Annotated in this window: 17 protein-coding genes and 1 tRNA gene; 10 read left to right on the forward strand and 8 right to left on the reverse strand. The window is 41.2% G+C overall.

Translation table 11 applies throughout. From position 1 onward, the window contains the following. Nucleotides 1-395: 395 nt before the first annotated feature. A complete protein-coding gene (locus MSC25_RS06450) occupies nt 396-3,155 on the forward strand; it encodes a response regulator (RefSeq protein ID WP_248442906.1) in 2,760 nt (919 codons plus the stop codon). 26 nt (nt 3,156-3,181) lie between these two features. Here the strand turns inward: MSC25_RS06450 and MSC25_RS06455 are convergent, their stop codons facing one another. Together MSC25_RS06455 and zigA are read right to left on the reverse strand one after the other, a co-directional pair. Continuing rightward, nucleotides 3,182-3,871, reverse strand: coding sequence for a DUF1826 domain-containing protein (locus MSC25_RS06455; RefSeq protein ID WP_248442907.1), 690 nt, complete (start codon nt 3,869-3,871; stop codon nt 3,182-3,184). Further along, the gene (gene zigA, locus MSC25_RS06460; protein WP_248442908.1) at nt 3,871-5,070 is read right to left on the reverse strand and encodes a zinc metallochaperone GTPase ZigA; all 1,200 of its coding nucleotides are present in this window, start codon (nt 5,068-5,070) and stop codon (nt 3,871-3,873) included. Before zigA ends, MSC25_RS06455 begins: the two co-directional genes overlap by 1 nt. A 216-nt stretch (nt 5,071-5,286) precedes the next feature. On the opposite strand from zigA, the gene MSC25_RS06465 reads away from it, so the two are divergent. The 7 genes from MSC25_RS06465 to MSC25_RS06495 all read left to right on the forward strand — a co-directional run bounded on the left by MSC25_RS06465 (nt 5,287) and on the right by MSC25_RS06495 (nt 10,158). Continuing rightward, nucleotides 5,287-6,372 carry an alkene reductase gene (locus MSC25_RS06465; RefSeq protein ID WP_248442909.1) on the forward strand — a complete coding sequence of 362 codons (1,086 nt, stop codon included), beginning with the start codon at nt 5,287-5,289 and terminating at the stop codon, nt 6,370-6,372. A 186-nt stretch (nt 6,373-6,558) separates the two neighbouring features. Continuing rightward, entirely contained in the window at nt 6,559-7,680 is a 1,122-nt protein-coding gene (locus MSC25_RS06470) for an RDD family protein (RefSeq protein WP_248442910.1), read from the forward strand. A gap of 83 nt (nt 7,681-7,763) precedes the next feature. After that, the gene (locus MSC25_RS06475; RefSeq protein WP_004586953.1) at nt 7,764-8,015 is read left to right on the forward strand and encodes a type II toxin-antitoxin system Phd/YefM family antitoxin; all 252 of its coding nucleotides are present in this window, start codon (nt 7,764-7,766) and stop codon (nt 8,013-8,015) included. After that, nucleotides 8,005-8,295, forward strand: coding sequence for a type II toxin-antitoxin system RelE/ParE family toxin (locus MSC25_RS06480; RefSeq protein ID WP_064386099.1), 291 nt, complete (start codon nt 8,005-8,007; stop codon nt 8,293-8,295). Before MSC25_RS06475 ends, MSC25_RS06480 begins: the two co-directional genes overlap by 11 nt. 86 nt (nt 8,296-8,381) lie before the next feature. After that, complete coding sequence (locus MSC25_RS06485) at nt 8,382-9,233, forward strand: alpha/beta hydrolase-fold protein (protein WP_248442911.1); 852 nt, start codon at nt 8,382-8,384, stop codon at nt 9,231-9,233. Between the two features lie 87 nt (nt 9,234-9,320). Then, a complete protein-coding gene (locus MSC25_RS06490) occupies nt 9,321-9,770 on the forward strand; it encodes an FxLYD domain-containing protein (RefSeq protein WP_248442912.1) in 450 nt (149 codons plus the stop codon). Between the two features lie 43 nt (nt 9,771-9,813). Beyond that, entirely contained in the window at nt 9,814-10,158 is a 345-nt protein-coding gene (locus tag MSC25_RS06495) for a 2OG-Fe(II) oxygenase (protein WP_096739336.1), read from the forward strand. Nucleotides 10,159-10,246: 88 nt separating this feature from the next. Here the strand turns inward: MSC25_RS06495 and lnt are convergent, their stop codons facing one another. The 5 genes from lnt to miaB are packed head-to-tail and all read right to left on the reverse strand — an operon-like array spanning nt 10,247 to nt 15,712. Next, complete coding sequence (gene lnt, locus MSC25_RS06500) at nt 10,247-11,797, reverse strand: apolipoprotein N-acyltransferase (protein ID WP_248442913.1); 1,551 nt, start codon at nt 11,795-11,797, stop codon at nt 10,247-10,249. After that, nucleotides 11,778-12,662: a CNNM family magnesium/cobalt transport protein CorC gene (gene corC, locus MSC25_RS06505; protein WP_004589463.1), complete on the reverse strand. Its 885-nt coding sequence runs from the start codon at nt 12,660-12,662 to the stop codon at nt 11,778-11,780. Before corC ends, lnt begins: the two co-directional genes overlap by 20 nt. Before the next feature lie 22 nt (nt 12,663-12,684). After that, a complete protein-coding gene (gene ybeY / locus MSC25_RS06510) occupies nt 12,685-13,143 on the reverse strand; it encodes an rRNA maturation RNase YbeY (RefSeq protein WP_024033864.1) in 459 nt (152 codons plus the stop codon). A 4-nt stretch (nt 13,144-13,147) separates the two neighbouring features. Continuing rightward, nucleotides 13,148-14,206, reverse strand: a complete 1,059-nt coding sequence (locus MSC25_RS06515; protein ID WP_055253090.1) for a PhoH family protein — start codon at nt 14,204-14,206, stop codon at nt 13,148-13,150. Between the two features lie 57 nt (nt 14,207-14,263). Further along, nucleotides 14,264-15,712 (reverse strand): tRNA (N6-isopentenyl adenosine(37)-C2)-methylthiotransferase MiaB, encoded by a 1,449-nt coding sequence (gene miaB, locus MSC25_RS06520; protein WP_029774570.1) that lies wholly within the window; start codon nt 15,710-15,712, stop codon nt 14,264-14,266. Nucleotides 15,713-15,956: 244 nt separating this feature from the next. On the opposite strand from miaB, the gene MSC25_RS06525 reads away from it, so the two are divergent. Continuing rightward, nucleotides 15,957-17,138 (forward strand): FAD-dependent monooxygenase, encoded by a 1,182-nt coding sequence (locus MSC25_RS06525; RefSeq protein WP_248442919.1) that lies wholly within the window; start codon nt 15,957-15,959, stop codon nt 17,136-17,138. A 156-nt stretch (nt 17,139-17,294) separates the two neighbouring features. After that, nucleotides 17,295-18,884, forward strand: a complete 1,590-nt coding sequence (locus MSC25_RS06530) for a bifunctional diguanylate cyclase/phosphodiesterase (protein WP_248442914.1) — start codon at nt 17,295-17,297, stop codon at nt 18,882-18,884. Between the two features lie 4 nt (nt 18,885-18,888). Here the strand turns inward: MSC25_RS06530 and MSC25_RS06535 are convergent. Beyond that, nucleotides 18,889-18,963, reverse strand: a tRNA-Gln gene (locus tag MSC25_RS06535). Nucleotides 18,964-19,073 lie beyond the last annotated feature (110 nt).

Raw genomic sequence — 19,073 nt, forward strand, 5'->3', positions numbered from 1 at the left:
ATGAAACATTTACTATTTATGTAAAAAAATCAAATTACTTATTTAGCAACGCCAAAGCAAAGCTCACATCTGCTGAGCTTGGCAATAAATTGCAGTCACTCAATGTTTCAACAGTAATACTCGATGTAGATTATTGCGCAGCTCCAGAAGCGTTAGCTAATGCCTATTTAGCAATCTCAAATGCTAAACCTATGCTTAAGGATATTAAGTTAAATTTAAGTGGCAGTCATAAAAAGAGTAAGTGTAAAAACACATAACACGCTTTTTGACAGGGGGTAATGTTTATCTGTTCCTGTTTTATTACTGCTAGACAACCTTTGCCTTGTACGTAATAATGTAAAAATTACATTAATTTTAACATATAAAGTGTTAACAAAGTGCCCCAAGGTTGATTAATGCCGCAAAGAAGTAAGTGGACACTCGCTGTTTTATTAGGGTTATTAGGCGGGTTAGTTAATCTCTCGCCATTGTATTTTTTCGACAGCTCCGAATTTTTGTTTGGGCAATTGTTTGTTTTATGCAGCTTAGTATTTACTGGGCTGCGTTACGCGTGCCTAAGCCTTGCCATTGTTTCTGGTTTTTTACTTTATAGATGGGGCCATTGTTGGCCGAGTATTGTGTATTTACTCGAGCTTTGTTGGCTTTATGCTTTTTGCTTACGCCGCTCTAAACCTATTCTTCCTCTGGGTAGCGTATTTTGGCTATGTATTGGTTTACCCTTTGTATGGGTTATAGGCCAATTTGTTATTGGCTTAGCCTGGTTAACGCTAATAGTAGCGATATCAAAGTACTTAATTAACGCGCTAATAAGCTTGGCGGTGGTTGATTTAGTTAGTGTATTTGTACCTTACGCCAGCCGTGCGTATCAGGGTCGGCCACTGGCAAAAATTTTAAGCTATGTGGTTAGTGTCATTATTATTTTAGTGGTATTGCTAACCAGTGTAATTTTAGTAAACGATCATCATGCGCGCTTAGAGTATGAAGTAAACGCTCAACTAAAAGAAAAAGCGGAATCTATTAGCACGCAATTAAATGATTATTTAGCATTTCATAAAAACGCCATTGTTATGAGTAGCGACGCAATAAGTGCGGGCACTGCAAGCGATGTGCAGCTCAAACGATTAATGTCGTTATTTCCAGGCTTTACAACCAGCTTGTATGCAAACCCAGATGGCTTTGTAGAGCTTAGCTCGCCCAGCGATTTAATAGAGGGGCTTAGCCTTGCGCAGCGTAGTGTTAAAGACCGAGCATACTTTACTCAAGCTCAGCAGTTCCCTCTGGGCTATACCAGTGGCGTGTTTCAAGGTCGCGGCCTAGGTAACGAGGCCATTGTGGCGCTGTCGGCACCTATATACCGTAACAATACGTTTTATGGTGTGGTAGAGGGCTCGTTAAAGTTAGACCGCTTAGAGCGGTTTATACCTAACTTATTTGAGTACACGGGCGACTTAGTGGTGCTAGATGCACAGCAAAAAGTGGTATTTAGCTCCCTTGATGAATTTAAAATACTGAGCCATTTTAACGGTGAGGGCTTTAATACTAGTAATTTAGGTGATAAAAACCTATTTCGTTCAAGCAAAAACGAGGTGTACCACAGCTCTAGGTACATTGACCCACAAAACCACTGGCAAGTTATTACCTTTTATAATCGTAAACATTTAAGTATGGCGGTGGCAAAAGCTTGGCTACCCACTATTTTGTTAAGTGCGCTATTGATGCTTATGGTGGTTATTTTTATACACCAACTTGCTAATTTACTAGTGCAGCCAATCACTAGCTTAACTACGCTAATGCAAAGCTTTGGTAAAACCAAAACACATAAGTTTAATACAGACTCAAGCTGGCATGAGGTATTGCAACTGCAACAGCAATTTGAATTACTAGCTAATGCGCTGCAGCGTTCAATAGAAAACCTACAAGCCTCTAATATCAGAAACCAAGGGTTAAATACCCAGCTGAGCGAATTTAATCAGCAGCTAGAGGGAAAAGTAGCAGAGCAAACCACAGAGCTTAAAAAAGCGGTAAATAGGGCTAATTTAGCCAATGTTGCTAAGTCGCAATTTTTAGCCAATATGAGCCACGAGCTACGCACCCCTATGAACGGTATTTTAGGCATGGGAGAGGTTTTATTGCGCGATAATTCATTAACCGATGAGCAGCGGGAGCTATTAAATACGCAGCAAAAAAGCGCACAAAACTTATTGAAAATTTTAAACGATATTTTAGATTTTTCTAAAATAGAAGCCAACGCCATGGAAATTAGCCCTCGGGCGACTAACCTTGCGCCGTTTATTGCCAATATAAAGTCGTTGTTTTCTCCCATTGTAAGTTCTGATCACGTCGAGTTTATTGTTAGTCAAAGCGACAGGCTGCCAGATTGCGTAAAAGTAGACGACCTACGTTTAAACCAAGTCATTATTAACTTGCTCTCTAATGCGTATAAGTTTACCGAGCGTGGTTTTGTGCGCTTATCGTTTGATTACGAAAACGAGCAACTTTTAATAAGCGTTGCCGATAGCGGCATTGGTATTGAAAAAGATCAGCAGTCGTTGTTATTTAGTGAGTTTACACAAGCTGATGTAGGTGTGGCACGTAAGTATGGTGGTACAGGGTTAGGTTTAGCAATTAGCCAAGGGTTAATTAAAAAAATGCAGGGTGAAATTACCCTCAACAGCGAACCAGGCAAAGGCAGCGTACTTAAATTTTACGTAAGTGCACCTAAAGCACAGTCCAACAAACCAGAGCCCGTTAAACAGGCGAAGTCGTTGCCTAATTTAAGCGATAAAACACTTTTGCTGGTTGAAGATAACCCCATTAATCGCCAAGTAATTGCAAAAATGCTAGAGCCTACAAAGGTAAACTTAGTGATGGCAACCGACGGCATAGAAGCGCTAAAAGTACTTGAAGGTAACCGCTTTGATTTAATTTTAATGGATTGCCAAATGCCTAATATGGATGGTTACGAGTGCACCCAAACAATACGGGCTAACGAGGTAAATACAAAGGCACATGTGCCCATTGTTGCTATTACCGCAAACGCCTATGAAGATGACAAGCAGCGCTGTTTAAGTGTAGGCATGGATGACTTTGTATCTAAACCGGTAAATACACAAGGGTTGTATGAAGTAATCGCGAGGGTGATAAACACGCATTAGTGCAGCGTTTATCACCATAACAAACTTTAAATAAAATCGAGGGTGAGCAACAAGCGTTGCTCGTTTGCAGCCTCCGGTGGCGAGCGATGTACAAGCCCTGCGCCTTCGTTTTCATCCCAGTACTCACCTTTAAGCAGGGCAACATCCCCTTGATTTAGTTGATTAATATTATTTAGGCTTTTAAATAAGCCAGACTCTTCATCAGGCTTACCTAAATTACCAGTTCCAAGTTTTGAGCGGTCTACATCGCTGTGATTTAACCACTGCGTTGCAACGCCTTGGTAAGTTGTCACTAATCGGCACGGAATTTTGTCTACATGAAAACGCGGGCACATAGGTTTATCTAATATTTTTAGCCTTAAACCGGCGCGTTTTAAATCAAATAGGCAGCAAAACATTTCAACTAATAATGCTATGTCTTTACACAGCGCATCAGTTTCATCGCGGTTATTATCATCTGGTTTAAGTGCAGTAACTAACTTATCAAACGCATCATCGGGTGATACCGCAAGCTCAAGTGGTTTTATGGCATTAGTGCTAATGAGTGTATTAACGGCATTTGTTAATACTTGTTCAAGGTCTCTTTGCCAAATAACGATGTTGGTGTTTTGGTCATAAATGTGTGGCAATACATTGGCGTTACGTTCTTTAGCTGCTCTTCGGTGGAGTTGCTCAGTGGGTTTTATTTGCGCCGTTATTGGAGCTAGGGCATTCATTACACTTCCTCCCAAATAGGAAACGGGTCGTTATAGGTTTTCCAAAAATCCTTACCTTTAAGCACGGCTTCTTCTGGCAGTAGGCAGTCATCAAGCGCCTCAATCATGGCCTGTTTATTTAATGACTGACCAATAAATACAAGTTCTTGGCGCATATCACCAAAGGGCTCTACCCATTTACTATTTATATCAGCAAGTAGCTCGGGCTCTGTGGGCCAGTCTTTTTTAGGAATTGCTTTATAAAACATGCCAGCAAACCCGTAATGAGCTACACCGCCGGCTTGGCTCCACTGCGCGCAAAACAAAGGGCGTGTTGCGAGCCAAAAATACCCTTTAGAGCGAATGAGCTTGCCAAATTGCTCGGTGTTGTGAAAAAAGTGATAAAACTTCTCAGGGTTAAATGGGCGGCGCGCCGTATAATTAAAGCTGCTAATACCATACTCTTCGGTCTCGGGAATGTGTTCACCACGCATTTCTTTAAGCCAACCCGGCGCTTGTTGGGCGCGTGCAAAATTAAATAAGCCCGTGTTGAGCACTTCGTTAATATTAATATTGCCGTTTGATATAGGAATCATTTTAGCTTGGGTGTTGAGGGTATTTAAAACTGCAATGAGCTTATTTAATTGCGCTTTGCTGACTAAGTCGGTTTTACTAATTAAAATTACATCGGCAAATTCAACTTGATCAACAAGTAGGTCGGCCACGCTTCGCTCGTCGTCTTCTCCTAACGATTCGCCAGTATCTTGTAAATCGTTTGCTTGTTCGTAGTCGGTTAAAAAGTTAACCGCATCAACCACGGTTACCATGGTATCGAGGGTGGCAACATCACCAAGAGAAACACCGTTTTGGTCGGCAAAGGTAAATGTTTCGGCAACCGGTAGAGGTTCTGAAATGCCTGTTGATTCAATGACGAGATAATCAAAACGGCCATCTTTGGCAAGTTTACCCACTTCAACAAGTAAATCTTCTCGTAGGGTGCAGCAAATACAGCCGTTGCTCATTTCGACGAGTTTTTCGTTGCTGTGATTGAGTGATACATCGTTTTTAATTGTGGCTGCATCTATGTTTATGTCGCTCATATCGTTGACAATAACAGCCACTTTTTTTCCTTGTCGGTTATTAAGAATATGGCTAAGTACGGTTGTTTTACCAGCGCCTAAAAAGCCTGATAACACTGTGACGGGCAGTTTATTGATCATTTAATTTTACTTACTAATAGGTATTTACTGGTATGTTATATTGTATCAATTAAATTTTCTAGCACTAGCATGACTTTTTAAATGGTTTGTATGTAATGCTTAGCAGAAGAATAAGTAGACACTTTTGCAAATATAACAAAGCTATTTTGTGTTTTTTGCTATTTTTGAATTTATATAGCTGCGCTATTATGAGCGCCATCAAACTTAGGAGGCATTATGACGTTACTTTTCTCACCCATAGAACTTGCAGGTAAAACTTTAAAAAACCGTATTGTTATGCCACCAATGACTCGCTCGCGCTCAACGCAGCCTGGCGACATTGCCAATGATTTAATGGCCACTTATTATGCGCAGCGAGCAAGTGCTGGGTTAATAGTAAGCGAAGGCACACAAATAAGTGAGCTGGGTAAAGGCTATGCCTGGACACCAGGTATTTACACAAACGAGCAAGTAGCAGGTTGGCGCACGGTGACCAACAAAGTGCACGATGCTGGTGGCGTTATGTTTGCGCAGCTTTGGCATGTAGGGCGCGTAACTCACAGCGATAACACAGGCGGTGTGCAGCCTATATCAGCATCGGCCATTGCTGCAAAAGACGTAAAAGTATTTGTAGATACAAACGGCGAGCCTGGCTTTGTTGAGACTCAGTTACCGCGCGAAATGAGCAAGCAAGATATTGAAAATGTACTAGCCGAATTTCGCCAAGCGGCTAAAAATGCAGTAGACGCAGGCTTTGATGGCATAGAGCTACACGCCGCCAACGGGTATTTAATTAACCAATTTTTAGACTCGCAATCAAATGCCCGTACTGATGAATATGGCGGCAGTGTGCAAAATCGTTTGCGTTTTTTAACAGAGGTCGTAAATGCAGTAAGCGATGAAATTGGTAGTCAAAAAGTAGGTGTAAGACTTGCGCCACTTACCACGCTTAACGGCACGGTTGATGATAACCCAGAGCAAACATATTTAGCCGTTGCTCAAGCACTAAACGACGCTGGCGTGGGCTACATGCACATTGCTGAAGCCGACTGGGATGATGCCCCTTTAATGAGTGTTGAATTTAAACAGGCTATTCGTAAAGCGTACAGCGGCGTATTAATTTATGCAGGTAAGTATACTAAAGAACGTGCCGATGAAGCCCTAGCACAAGGCTGGGCCGACATGATTGGCTTTGGTCGCCCGTTTGTGTCTAACCCAGATTTACCAGCACGTTTAGAGCAAGGTAAACCGCTAAATAGCCACAACCCCGACACCTTATTTGGTGGCGCAGAGCAAGGCTATACCGATTACCCAACCGCTTAATTATTTATAAATAAAGTATTTTAAGGGCTGCATGTATGCAGCCCTTTTTTTATACTGGTAAATCAATAGCTTTAACTTGAGCTAATACCAATTCGCAAAATAGATCACTTAATTAAGCGGATTGATATAAAAATAAAAAGCGCGTAAATTAAATAGCTTACCCATTTTAAAAACATAAAAATAAAAATGAAAACCAAAGAGATAGAGCAACTCGCGTTATCAGACTCTGAAACCAAAGAGATAGAGCAACTCGCGTTATCAGACTCTGAAACCAAAGACGTGATCACCCCGTATGCCTTTAAAATTGACCAAGCGTTATTAGGTATTCCATTAGCTAGCCCAATTAAACGTGCAATGGCGATGACTATTGATGTTACTTTAATATTTATGGCCGCTAAGTTAAGCGCCACTTTAATTGCCTTTGTGGCTGCCATGGCTTTTTATAAAGGCACTGCGCAGCAATATCTTCCAAAAATGTCGTCGTTTTGGCGCAGAGCCTTAAAGCTTTTTGCCGCGAGTTTTTTATTTGTAAGTTCATTAACCGTACTCTCGTTAGCAATTGATTTTTTTGAAGGCGATACCGTTATTCAAACACCTCAACTAGAAAAAACACAGCAAAACGATGAGCTAAGCGAGCATGATAAAGCAATAATACGCACCTATTTAACGCAAACAGAAGACGATAAAAACTGTGATGATGCTTGCCAAAGCGTTGCTCGAGCTAATTTAGTTGGCCAATTACCAGCGCTTGCTGAAATGCAAAACGTAGGAGGGATTGAAGTTACGCGCTCATTATTGCACTTAATGGCTATAGCTGATGATGAGCCCGTTGCGGCAGATGATTTTAAAAATAATGAGACAGAGCGAGAAAGCATTTCGGGCGAAGTAACTCATAAAAGCAATATCACTGAAAAAGCTGAAACTAAAAGCGAGCAAACCAAACCTGTCACCAGCATTTTGCAGTGGGGTAAAGGCATTATTCAAGACCTAGGCCTTGGTTTTGGTTGGGCGGCCGTATACTTTACGTTGTTCTCATTATTATGGCGCGGACAAACCCCAGGTAAAAAAGTATGTAATATTCGGGTGGTTTCACTAAATGGCGAGCCACTAGGTATGCTTGATTGTTTTGGCAGATACGGTGGATACGGCGCCGGTTTTGCAACAGGTTTATTAGGCTTCTTACAAGTGTACTGGGACCCAAACAGGCAAGCTATTCAAGATAAAATATCAGCGACTGTAGTTATTCAGGGCAGTGTGAACCAGGTTGTAAATGCACAAACGGTAGAAGAGACTTTAAAAACTACTTAGAAAATAAGCAATTATAAAATATATAGCTTTAGATAAAAAAAGGGCTAAAATAAGGTCTTAATTTAGTTCTTTATAGGTGTTATATGAGACAGGTTTTAGCTGATTGTTCGGCAAGTATTTCAGAACTTAAAAAAAACCCAACCGCGCTTTTAAATGAAGCTGATGGCGCTGCAATAGCCATATTAAATCATAATAAGCCTGCAGCTTACTTGGTGCCTGCACAAATGTATGAGCAACTTATGGAACAATTGGATGATTATGAACTAACTAAAGTTGTTGAGAGCCGCAGAGGCGATTTATCTCAAGCGGTTGAAGTTAGTATAGATGACTTATAAGTTAAAGTTTTTACCAGCAGCCTTAAAAGAGTGGGAAAAACTTGCGCCACCACTTAAAAGCCAGTTTAAAAAGAAACTTGCTGAGCGCTTAGATAATCCGCATGTCCCAGCCTCTAAATTACGCGGCTTTGATAATGTTTATAAAATAAAATTGCGTACGGCAGGGTATCGCCTTGCTTACGAAGTTATTGATGACGAAGTTGTGGTGTATGTACTCGCAATTGGTAAACGCGATAAAGATGCAATATATAAAAAGTTAGCCTCGAGAGCTAAGGAATAGCTTATCAATAAAAGCGGTGTTTTGATTGTTGAAAGAAGGGCGGGCGTTTCTTCTTGGTTAGCTATTAATTTAATACAAGGATATGTATGAAAGTCTTATCAATAATATTTTTATATTTATTTTTTACAATAAATGTAAATGCCTCAGAGCCTATTACTTTAGCCAAAACCTATCAGCTTAAGTCTGTTATTTTAAATGAACAACGCAGTTTTAGCGTTTATTTACCGCCAAGCTACAATGAAAACCCCAATCAGTCATACCCAGTTATTTATTTGCTCGATGGTGACCAAACACATCTAAAAGCTGTCGCTGGGCTAGTCGAGGCACTTAGTACTCAGCGGCTTGAGCAGCAAATACAACAAGCAATTATAGTAGCCATTCCTAATAGTCAAAATGCGATAAGAGAGCGTGACTTTACCCCAACCAATGTTGATTGGACATTTAACGGTGAGCTTCTTGAAAAGTTTGAAAATATTGGCAACGCCGCAAATTACAGTGCCTTTTTTGAAAAAGAACTTATTCCTCTCATTAATAAAAATTACCGAACATCAACTAAACGCGTATTAATAGGTGAGTCCTTCGGTGGCTTGTTTGCCAGTTATGTATTACTTAGCAACCATGCGCTATTTACAGATTACTTAATAATTGATGCAACCTACCTGTGGGATAATAACTACCTAAACCATTATTTTGATGAGAAACAACTTATAAATAAGCCGCTTAATGGCAATGTATATTTTACCTTTGCAAATAATGACGAAGCGTTTGGCGAAATTGGTAAAACAAATTACCAATGGGGTGTAGCGTTTGCTAAAAAGTTAAAAGCGCACCCAAGCAATAATCTAATTATTAATCAACGTTACTTTAAAGATGAAACTCATGGCACAGTCGCTGCGCTTAGTTGGTATTATGGGTTAAAAGGCTTATTAAAAAGGTAAACCTTAACTCATAAACTTGGTAAGAAAAAAGAGTTGCTTTGGGTATATTATTTACTAAATTCAGTGGAAAAATTAAAAGGGAATTAAATGAGTAATAATTTTAATGAGATTATAAAGGGTTTTTTTTGGGGAGCAGGGTTTGTAATAGCAACTCTAGGTGGCATCAGTGTATACGCGCTCACAATAGCTGCTGAGGTGGAGAGTGGATTTAAAGAGCAGGTTTCTAATAAAACATTAGATAGCACGTCTGATTTAAGTAATGATTACAAACTTACCCTTTCTGATATTTTTAAAGAAAATGGGCGGGTTAGAATAACTGCAGAGCTAAAAAATATAACCAACGAAAGCATATACGCAGCTGGAGTAATTGCTTCTACATTTGATAAGAATGGCAAATTTGTTGGTAATTGTTTAGGTAAAAGCAATGACATATTTATAGAACCAAATAAGAGTAGCTATATTGATATTCATTGCAATCTACTAAGACCACAGGCGAGCAGAGTACACTCTGCCAAACTGAAATTTAAGTGGTTTTGATATTCTTTCTAAGGGATTTTCAGAACAAGTGAAAGTGTAGTTTATGGCAAATAGATTATTTAGTTGGCAACGTGGGCGACAAAAGTCGGGTTACGATAAAATGTTATTGTGCTACATGCTTTTCCCTTTTAAATTGGATGCATACTTAATTAAATTCCCGCAGGGCAGTGAAATAAAGCCGCATACCGATGAAGTTAAAACTGGCAGGCACTTTAGGCTTAATGTTGTATTGAAGCATGCCGCTAGGGGTGGTGAGTTTATGTGTGAAAACCCGATTATAAATTACAGTCGAATTAAACTTTTCAGGCCCGATATTGAGCGGCATCAAGTATTAAAAATAGAGCAAGGTACTCGCTATATTTTAAGCATAGGTTGGATCAAAAAGTAATTATTGTAGGTTGGGTGGAGCGAAGCGAAACCCAACAAAAAACACCTTTCTTTTTAATAGCTGTTTTTACACAGCTATCAACTTCCATTCACTTTCTAAACCTAACCCCAAATCCACCAACTCCCAGCAGCAACACAACCCCCCACACAAAGATGTTTCCGTATTGGCTGTACACGCTGTCGCCTTGTATAAGCTTTATATCGGCTTTCATGGTCGCAGCTTCAAACTGTGGCATGGTTTGCTGTGTGTGGCTTATTGGGTCGTATACGGCGCTTACGCCGTTGTTAGTAACGCGTACCAGTGGGCGCTGTAACTCTAAAGCGCGCATACGAGCTATTTGCATGTGTTGCAATGGCCCAATGGAATCGCCAAACCAGGCATCGTTACTTACGGTAAACAGTAAGTCAGAGTCGCTTTGGTAATTACCGCGGACTAAATCGGCAAATACTATTTCGTAGCAAATGGCAGGTAGCAGGTTAAAGCCATTGGCGCGTAGGTTGTTTTGCACTCTATCGCCACGGGTAAACGATGACATAGGTAAATCAAACAATGGCGCTATAGGGCGCAATATATCCTGAAATGGTACAAATTCGCCGATAGGTAACAACTGGTGCTTACGGTAGCGGTTTTTGTCTAGGTAGCGATAATGGCCGTGCTCGTCGTTGTGCTCTTTATTACCTACCACAATAAGGGTGTTGTAAATGGTTTTGGTGTCGAGCTGGTAGTCAACAATACCGGTAACTAATGCGGTTTTATTAAACGAGGCCGCGCTGTCTAAATTGGCTAAGTACGTGTCGGCAAGGGCTTCTATTTCGGGCACGGCGGCTTCGGGCCATACCACTAGGTCGGCATCCCAATGTGGGCGTGTTAGGTCTTGGTACTTGCTCATGGTGGTCCAAAACTCACTGGGTTCAAAGCGCAGGTGTTGTTTAATATTACCTTGCACCAATAAGGTCGACATTTCTTTGCCAGAGTAGCGATTATTACCTGAATTTAATGCGCCAATAACAAGTAACGCTAAAGCGGCTGCGCTTATTAATGGGGTTTTAAAATCTTTTTGGGTGAGCCTGTAAAGGGCAAAACCAATGCCAACACAGGTAAGCGTTAAGCCAAATTCGCCAATATAAGGGGCAAGCAGCCTAAGCGGGCCATCTGTTTGTGTATAGCCAAAACTTAGCCACGGAAAGCCAGTCAGTAAGTGTCCACGTAAGTATTCACTAATGGCTATGCTGGCAATTAGAAGTGCGCCCATGCTTTTAGGGCCACTTGCAAAGCGAGTTGCAGCCCAAAACGCCATCGCCGGAAATAGGGCTAAATATGAGCACAGTAAAGCCATTAACGAGAGCGATGCTATAAGCGGCATGCCGCCAAAGGTGGCAATAGATACATGCACCCAGCTAATACCCGCGCCAAACCAGCCTAAGCCAAATATAAAGCCATATTTAGCAGCGCTTTTTGCGTGCGCTTTACCTGTGTTGTTTGGGTTAATACAAAAAATAATGGCGGCAATGCTAAAAAATGCGATGGGCCAAATTTGGTAAGGGGCGTAGCCAAAAGTTAAAATAAGGCCCGCAACCAGTGCGAGCCATGCTTTTTTATCTTTTACTAACAGGGTGAGTTTAGTTAGTAGTTTCTTCACTGTCGTTTTCATCAACCTTAGGAACGGTGACTTGCAGTTGTAAAATACGACGGTTATCAGAATTAGTTACTTTAAACTGATAGTCGTCTATTTCAATTGTTTCGCCGCGACTTGGCATATGGCCAAATGCGTGTAGTACCGTGCCGCCAATGGTATCGGCTTCATCGGTGCTGTAACCTGTTTTAAAGTACTCGTTAAAGTCATCTACAGGGGTGAGCGCTTGTACTACGTATACATGCTTAGCAAGTTGGCGAATATCTTGTTGATCTTCTTCTTCGTCGTGTTCATCTTCGATTTCGCCGACAATTATTTCAAGAATATCTTCAATGGTGACAAGGCCTGATACACCGCCGTATTCGTCAATGACAATAGCCATGTGGTAGCGTTGCTGACGAAATTCATTTAGTAGGGTGTCTACGCGCTTGCTTTCTGGCACTACCATGGCTGGGCGTAAATATTCGCGCAGTGAGGGTAGGTGCTCATCTTTATTTAAAATAAGCGGCAGCAAGTCTTTTGCGAGCAAAATACCTTCAACGTGGTCTTTGTCTTCACACACCACCGGAAAACGCGAGTGGGTGGAGTCGACCATCATGGGGATCAAATCTTCAAGGGGGCTGTCGACCTCAAGTGTGACCATTTGTGAGCGCGGGATCATTATATCGCGCACTTTAAGCTTGGATACACCAAGCACACCTTCAATCATTTCTTTGGTTTCTGGGTCGATTACGTCACGCTCTTGCGCGTCGGCAATTACTTCAACCAGCTCTTCTCTATTCTGGGGTTCCCCTTGCAACATTTGGGCTATGCGGCCCATCCACGTTTTGCCAGAAGAACCCTGGCTAGATTGCGAGTTATCGTCGCTCATTGCGTCTAAATGCTCCGTTAAATTAAATTTCGTCCCGGTATGGGTCAGCTATGTTTAGCTCTGCAAGTAATTGCTTTTCTATGCTTTCCATCTCAAAAGCGTCTTCACTCTTTATATGGTCAAATCCAAGTAAATGCAAGCATCCATGAATAACCATATGGGCAAAGTGGTCATGAAATGACTTTTCTTGCTCGATTGCCTCGGCCAATACAATGGCTGGGCAAATTATTAAATCACCTACTAATGGCAAATCAATGCCTGGCGGTGCTTCAAATTCGAACGACAACACGTTGGTTGGTTTATTTTTACCACGGTAGTCGTTGTTTAATTGTTGTGATTGGGCTTCATCGCTTATAACGATGCTCAGCTCCGACTCATCACGAAACTTGCTGAGGGCTTTATCGGCCCACAGTGCAAATTGTTCTTCGCTTGGGAGGTTGTCAAACTCACACGCTATTTGTAAATCTAATTCGGTGCTCACGGTATTACTCTTTAGTAGAAGGCGGCTGTTGAGCGGCAAGTTGCTCTTTGGCTTTTTGTTTTTCTATACGCTTTAGTCGCTCGCTTTCGTCATTGCGCTCGTAGGCTTCGACAATACGGCCAACAACAGGGTGGCGAACAATGTCGTGCGATTGGAAAAAGTTAAAGCTAATTTCTTCAACATCGCTAAGTACTTCTATTGCATGACGAAGGCCTGAGCGCGCACCGCGTGGTAAATCAACTTGTGTTATATCGCCCGTTATTACTGCTTTAGAGTTAAAGCCTATACGGGTTAAAAACATTTTCATTTGCTCGGCGGTGGTATTTTGGCTTTCATCTAAAATAATAAACGCATCATTTAGTGTACGGCCACGCATGTAAGCAAGTGGGGCAATTTCAATAATGTGTTTTTCAATAAGTTTTTCTACTTTTTCAAAGCCAAGCATTTCAAATAGCGCATCGTAAAGAGGGCGCAGGTATGGGTCTACCTTTTGGCTTAAATCGCCTGGTAAAAAACCCAGTTTTTCGCCGGCTTCTACCGCTGGGCGGGTAAGTAATATACGACGTATTTCTTGGCGCTCTAGAGCATCTACTGCGGCTGCAACTGCTAGGTATGTTTTACCTGTACCGGCAGGGCCAATCCCAAAGGTAATGTCGTGATGCAAAATATTAGCAACATACAAACCTTGGTTGTCGTTACGCGGTTTAATTACGCCACGGCGGGTTTTAATAAACATTTCTTTGCCGTACGCACTTTGCGGCACTTCTTGTTCTAGGGCTTTTGATTCGGTAATGGCTAAATGTACGTTGTCGGGCTCTATTTCACCAATTTCGCCACGAACAGGTTGAGTATCAACATAAAGGTTTTTTAAAATTTCTACGGCCGCGGCGCTTGAGTGCAGTTTACCTGTTACTTTAAAAAAGTTGTCGCGGTGGATTATTTCAACACCTAGGCGGCGTTCAATTTGTTTGATGTTTTCGTCAAACGGGCCACATAAAGAAGAAAGGCGTTTGTTGTCGGCAGGTTCTAAATAAATCTCTAATGTTTTTAACTGATTACTCAAAATTACTTCCTATTCGGGTGCGCCAGTAAGGGTTACTGGCGCAATGAATTTATAGAACTACGGTACGAAAGTAGCTACGCCAATTTCGTTGGTTGTATCGATTTTTGGCTCAACGCTTGCAGCTTTTGTTAAAATAGCTGAAGGAGCAATATCACGACGTAAGTTCATTTCTGATTCTGTACGAATTAAATCGCCACGTAAAGAGTTTGGTAACGCTTCGGTAATACGTACATCAACAAACTGGCCGATCACTGTGTGTGGGCCAACAAAGTTAACTACACGGTTGTTTTCGGTGCGGCCACGTAATTCCATTGGGTTCTTTTTAGAAGGCCCCTCAACTAAAATACGTTGCTCTGTATCAAACATTTGGCGGCTAATTTGTTGTGCCATTTGTGTAATACGGTTTTGTAGTAGGTATAAGCGCTCTTTTTTCTCTTGCTCTGATACGTCATCAGGTAAGTCGGCGGCAGGCGTACCTGGACGCGCACTGTAAATAAAGCTAAAGCTCATATCAAAGCCAATGTCGTTAATTAGGTTCATTGTGGCTTCAAAGTCTGTTTTGCTTTCACCTGGGAAACCAATAATGAAGTCTGACGACATGCTTAAGTTAGGGCGAATTTTACGCAGCTTACGTATTGTTGATTTGTACTCAAGCGCTGTATGGCCGCGTTTCATTAAATTAAGAATACGGTCTGAACCACTTTGCACAGGTAGGTGTAAGTGATCAACAAGTTCTGGTACATCAGCGTACGCATCAATAATATCTGGCGTAAATTCTACCGGGTGCGAGGTGGTGTAACGAATACGGTCAATGCCATCAATCGCTGCTACATAACGGATTAAATCTGAGAAGTAACAAATTTCGCCATCGTGTGTTTCACCGCGGTATGCGTTCACGTTTTGACCAAGCAGGTTTACTTCACGTACGCCTTGCTCAGCAAGTTGCGCAACTTCTAATAATACGTCATCTAATGGACGGCTAACTTCTTCACCACGGGTGTAAGGTACAACACAAAAAGTACAGTACTTAGAACAACCTTCCATTATTGATACAAATGCAGACGGGCCTTCTGCTTTTGGCTCTGGTAAACGGTCAAACTTTTCAATTTCTGGGAACGAAATATCAACCACCGATGAGCCTTTGTCGCCTTGCACTTGTTTAATCATTTCAGGTAAACGGTGCAATGTTTGTGGGCCAAAAATAACATCAACAAACGGTGCACGCTGGCGAATAGAGTCACCTTCTTGTGAGGCAACACAACCACCTACACCAATAATTAAATCTGGCTTGTCGTCTTTTAATAACTTCCAGCGACCTAATTGGTGAAATACTTTTTCTTGCGCTTTTTCACGAATTGAACAGGTGTTAAGTAAAATAACGTCGGCGTCTGCTGCTTCTTCCGTTAGCTGGTAGCCGTTGGTTGCATCTAAAAGATCAGCCATCTTCTGAGAGTCGTACTCGTTCATCTGACAACCCCAAGTTTTGATATGCAGCTTTTTGCTCATTGAAATATAGCCTCGTGTTCAATTCGGTAGTGGCACAAAAATGTGCTTAAAACGGGATTAAGGAGCAAGGTTGCTCACTTAAAGGACGCGTATTTTAGCTGGATACCCGCCCAGATCCAAGTATAGTTTTCATGTTTGTGATCTCAAATCAATACACAGGCAGTTTAATAGCGTGATAGTTATATACTCTCGCACTAATGCGGCGAGTTACGGTACAATCAAAACAGTTTCACGTATTAACCAAATGATGAAAAACATGACTCAAAACAAAGTGATTGTTGTAGGCGCTGGGATGGTCGGTGCGGCCATGGCCATAAAGCTTGCACAGCAAGGAAAATCAGTACAAATAATAGAAAAAAAACTGATTAACGCCGACGCCATTTTAGCAAGTGATCAGGTAGATATACGGGTATCGGCTATTAACCGTTTTTCAGAAAACCTGCTGGACGAGCTAGGGGCTATGCCTATTTTAAGGCAAAATCGATTAGCACCTTACACGCAGTTAGAAGCATTTGAGCGCGGTGGCGACAACCTATTATTTGATTGCGCCGATATTAATACTTCGCACTTAGGTCATTTAATCGAAAACAATTTAATACAAGCAAGCCTTTGGCAGCAGTTTGCACATTATAATATTGAGGTTATTGAACAATCAGCACCTTTAAGTGCTATTGAGCAAGACACAACGTCAATCACCCTCATTTATGGCGATACCCGTTACACTGCTGACTTAGTTATTGCGGCCGATGGCGGGCAATCGCAGCTACGTGCCAGGGCAAATATTGGTGTAACAGGATGGCAGTATCAGCAGCACTGCATGGGCGTACTAATAAAGCTAGATGCGCCGCAGCAAGTAAAAACGTGGCAACGATTTACCCCTACAGGCCCGTTAGCATTTTTACCTATGCAGGCGCCATACGCTAATTTAATTTGGTACGACAGCGCTAATACCTTACAAAACTTTAAAGGGTTAACGGCTGAGCAAATTAAAGCGCATGTTTTAAATAAGTTTCCGCTTCTTGCAGGGGATTTTGAGGTGCAAAACCATGCGGTATTTCCGCTTACCCGTCAGCATGCAAATAATTACTCTAATGGGCGTTTGGTGTTAGTGGGCGATGCGGCTCATACAATTAACCCACTGGCTGGGCAGGGCGTTAATTTAGGCTTTCAAGATGTGGTAGCACTCGCACAGGCACTTGAAGACGCTGATGATATTGGTTGTCCGCTAAAACTAAAAGAATACGAGCGAAGCCGCCGTAAAGCCAACCTATTAATGATGAGCATGATGGATGCGTGTTACTTTGGTTTTTCTAATCAAATTACGCCACTAAAATGGGCACGCAGCCAGTTTTTAAAAATGGCTAACAATACCGGTCCTTTAAAAAACTGGGTATTAAAATACGCCATTAGTGGGGAGCTTAATTAAATCCGCTTAAGTGATTGGCTAAATTAATAAATGCACAGCCAGTCACTCCTTTTCTTATGCCACTTGGGCAACTGCATAGTTGTCACTATTAATTTATTCCGTTATTGCGTTTTTTTGCCATACTCAAACTACTAACCAATTAAAAGTTGTGTGTTTGTGGATAATTTTTTTATTTTTATACTCATTGTCGGCGCTTTGCTATTAACGCTGAGCATTGTGCCAACAATAAAAATTTGTAAAAAAACTAACCGTGTTTCGTGGATTTTGCTACTGGCGCTTATTTTTAGCTTTATAGTGGGTTATTGGTATGTACTTTATTATTTTGTAAATAACGATATTGCCGGATTTATTGCTATGAGCGTATCGCTAATTTTATTTGGCGGGGGCGCTTTTGTTTATTTAGTTATTCAGCTTAGTTATAAAAGTATTTTAAAAATAGACCGCTTTGCAAAACGTCAACGAACCCTTGCCGAAAACGACAGCTTAACCGGCCTCCCTAATCGAAAAAAGTTTTTTCAGGTGCTTAATAAACAAGTTAAGTACGAGCCTTCGTTTTATTTAATGCTTATAGATTTAAACCGCTTTAAATCGATTAATGACTCATACGGCAATAAAGTAGGGGATATGCTGTTAAGCATTTTTTCAAAAACTCTCAGCCAAAATATTGTGGGAATAGCCAAGCTGTACCGTTTAGGCGGCGATGAATTTGCACTTATTGTTGATAACTCAGCCAATGAGGCAATTAATTTATGTATTGAAGCAATAAAAAAATCAACTAAACACCCATTTCATATTTACGAGCATAGCTTACGTGTACACGTGACTGTGGGAATAACAACCTTTGCGAATCACTCGTCGCACGCTAACGAGCTATTAAAGCAAGCAGACTTAGCACTGCATGAGGCTAAAGACACACAGCAACTGTATGTACATTACTTTGAGGCGCTGAGCACCCGAGCAAATGAGCTTTCAAATATGACCTCACGTATTAAGCACGCCATTAAAAACCACGAATTTGAGCTTTATTTACAGCCTATTTTTGATGCCAGAGCCGATGAAGTACATGGAGCAGAGGCGTTAATACGCTGGCCGCAAAGTGATGGCTCATTTATTAGCCCAGAGGTGTTTATTGGCATTGCTGAGCAAAGTGGGTTGATATTAAATATTTCTAAATGGGTACTACTAGAAACAATAAAGCATTTAAAGGAGTTAAAAGCAGCTGGGTTTATAGGTTCGTTGCATGTAAACCTTTCTACTAAAGATTTAGAAAGCCCGGAGTTTTATGAGTTTGTTGAAGAACTAGTAAAGCATGACCCAACGTTAAGCGACGCAATTATTTTTGAAATAACCGAATGCGCCATGATGACAAACCTAGAAGCCGCCCGCACGATGATGCAAAAACTAAATAGCAGAGGGTTTGAATTTAGTGTAGATGATTTTGGTACTGGCTTTTCTTCTTTGGTATTACTGCGAGAATTACCAATAAGCCAAATAAAAATAGATCAGTCATTTATAAAAGACATGCTGACTCAAATAGCAGATTACGCGATTGTTGAGTCGACATTGTTTTTAGCGACGCGACTTAATTGTAAAGTGGTGGCAGAGGGAATAGAAGATAACGATCTTAAACAAACATTAACGCTAATGGATTGTGATTATTTGCAAGGGTATTATTTTAGCAAGCCAGTAAACATTAATGAGTTTATACACAAATATGCTAATGAGGAAGAGTACAGGATAATATAGAAATTGGCTGGGATACCAGGATTTGAACCTGGGAATGCCAGGATCAAAACCTGGTGCCTTACCGCTTGGCGATATCCCAACGCTAAATTTGGAATAGTTTTAGTTCTAGATAAGAACATGGTGCGGAAGGAGAGACTTGAACTCTCACATCCTAAGATACTGGAACCTAAATCCAGCGCGTCTACCAAT

Origin of the sequence: Pseudoalteromonas sp. 1CM17D (assembly GCF_023161805.1) — a bacterium.
GTDB classification, from domain to species: domain Bacteria; phylum Pseudomonadota; class Gammaproteobacteria; order Enterobacterales; family Alteromonadaceae; genus Pseudoalteromonas; species Pseudoalteromonas atlantica.

Coding starts and splice junctions, on each gene's coding strand:
- MSC25_RS06475 (WP_004586953.1), top strand. CDS start 7,764: ATGAGACAGGTTTTAGCTGATTGTTCGGCAAGTATTTCAGAACTTAAA.
- MSC25_RS06490 (WP_248442912.1), top strand. CDS start 9,321: ATGAGTAATAATTTTAATGAGATTATAAAGGGTTTTTTTTGGGGAGCA.
- MSC25_RS06455 (WP_248442907.1), bottom strand. CDS start 3,871: ATGAATGCCCTAGCTCCAATAACGGCGCAAATAAAACCCACTGAGCAA.
- MSC25_RS06495 (WP_096739336.1), top strand. CDS start 9,814: ATGGCAAATAGATTATTTAGTTGGCAACGTGGGCGACAAAAGTCGGGT.
- MSC25_RS06525 (WP_248442919.1), top strand. CDS start 15,957: ATGATGAAAAACATGACTCAAAACAAAGTGATTGTTGTAGGCGCTGGG.
- corC (WP_004589463.1), bottom strand. CDS start 12,662: ATGAGCGACGATAACTCGCAATCTAGCCAGGGTTCTTCTGGCAAAACG.
- miaB (WP_029774570.1), bottom strand. CDS start 15,712: ATGAGCAAAAAGCTGCATATCAAAACTTGGGGTTGTCAGATGAACGAG.
- MSC25_RS06470 (WP_248442910.1), top strand. CDS start 6,559: ATGAAAACCAAAGAGATAGAGCAACTCGCGTTATCAGACTCTGAAACC.
- MSC25_RS06480 (WP_064386099.1), top strand. CDS start 8,005: ATGACTTATAAGTTAAAGTTTTTACCAGCAGCCTTAAAAGAGTGGGAA.
- MSC25_RS06450 (WP_248442906.1), top strand. CDS start 396: ATGCCGCAAAGAAGTAAGTGGACACTCGCTGTTTTATTAGGGTTATTA.
- MSC25_RS06465 (WP_248442909.1), top strand. CDS start 5,287: ATGACGTTACTTTTCTCACCCATAGAACTTGCAGGTAAAACTTTAAAA.
- MSC25_RS06485 (WP_248442911.1), top strand. CDS start 8,382: ATGAAAGTCTTATCAATAATATTTTTATATTTATTTTTTACAATAAAT.
- zigA (WP_248442908.1), bottom strand. CDS start 5,070: ATGATCAATAAACTGCCCGTCACAGTGTTATCAGGCTTTTTAGGCGCT.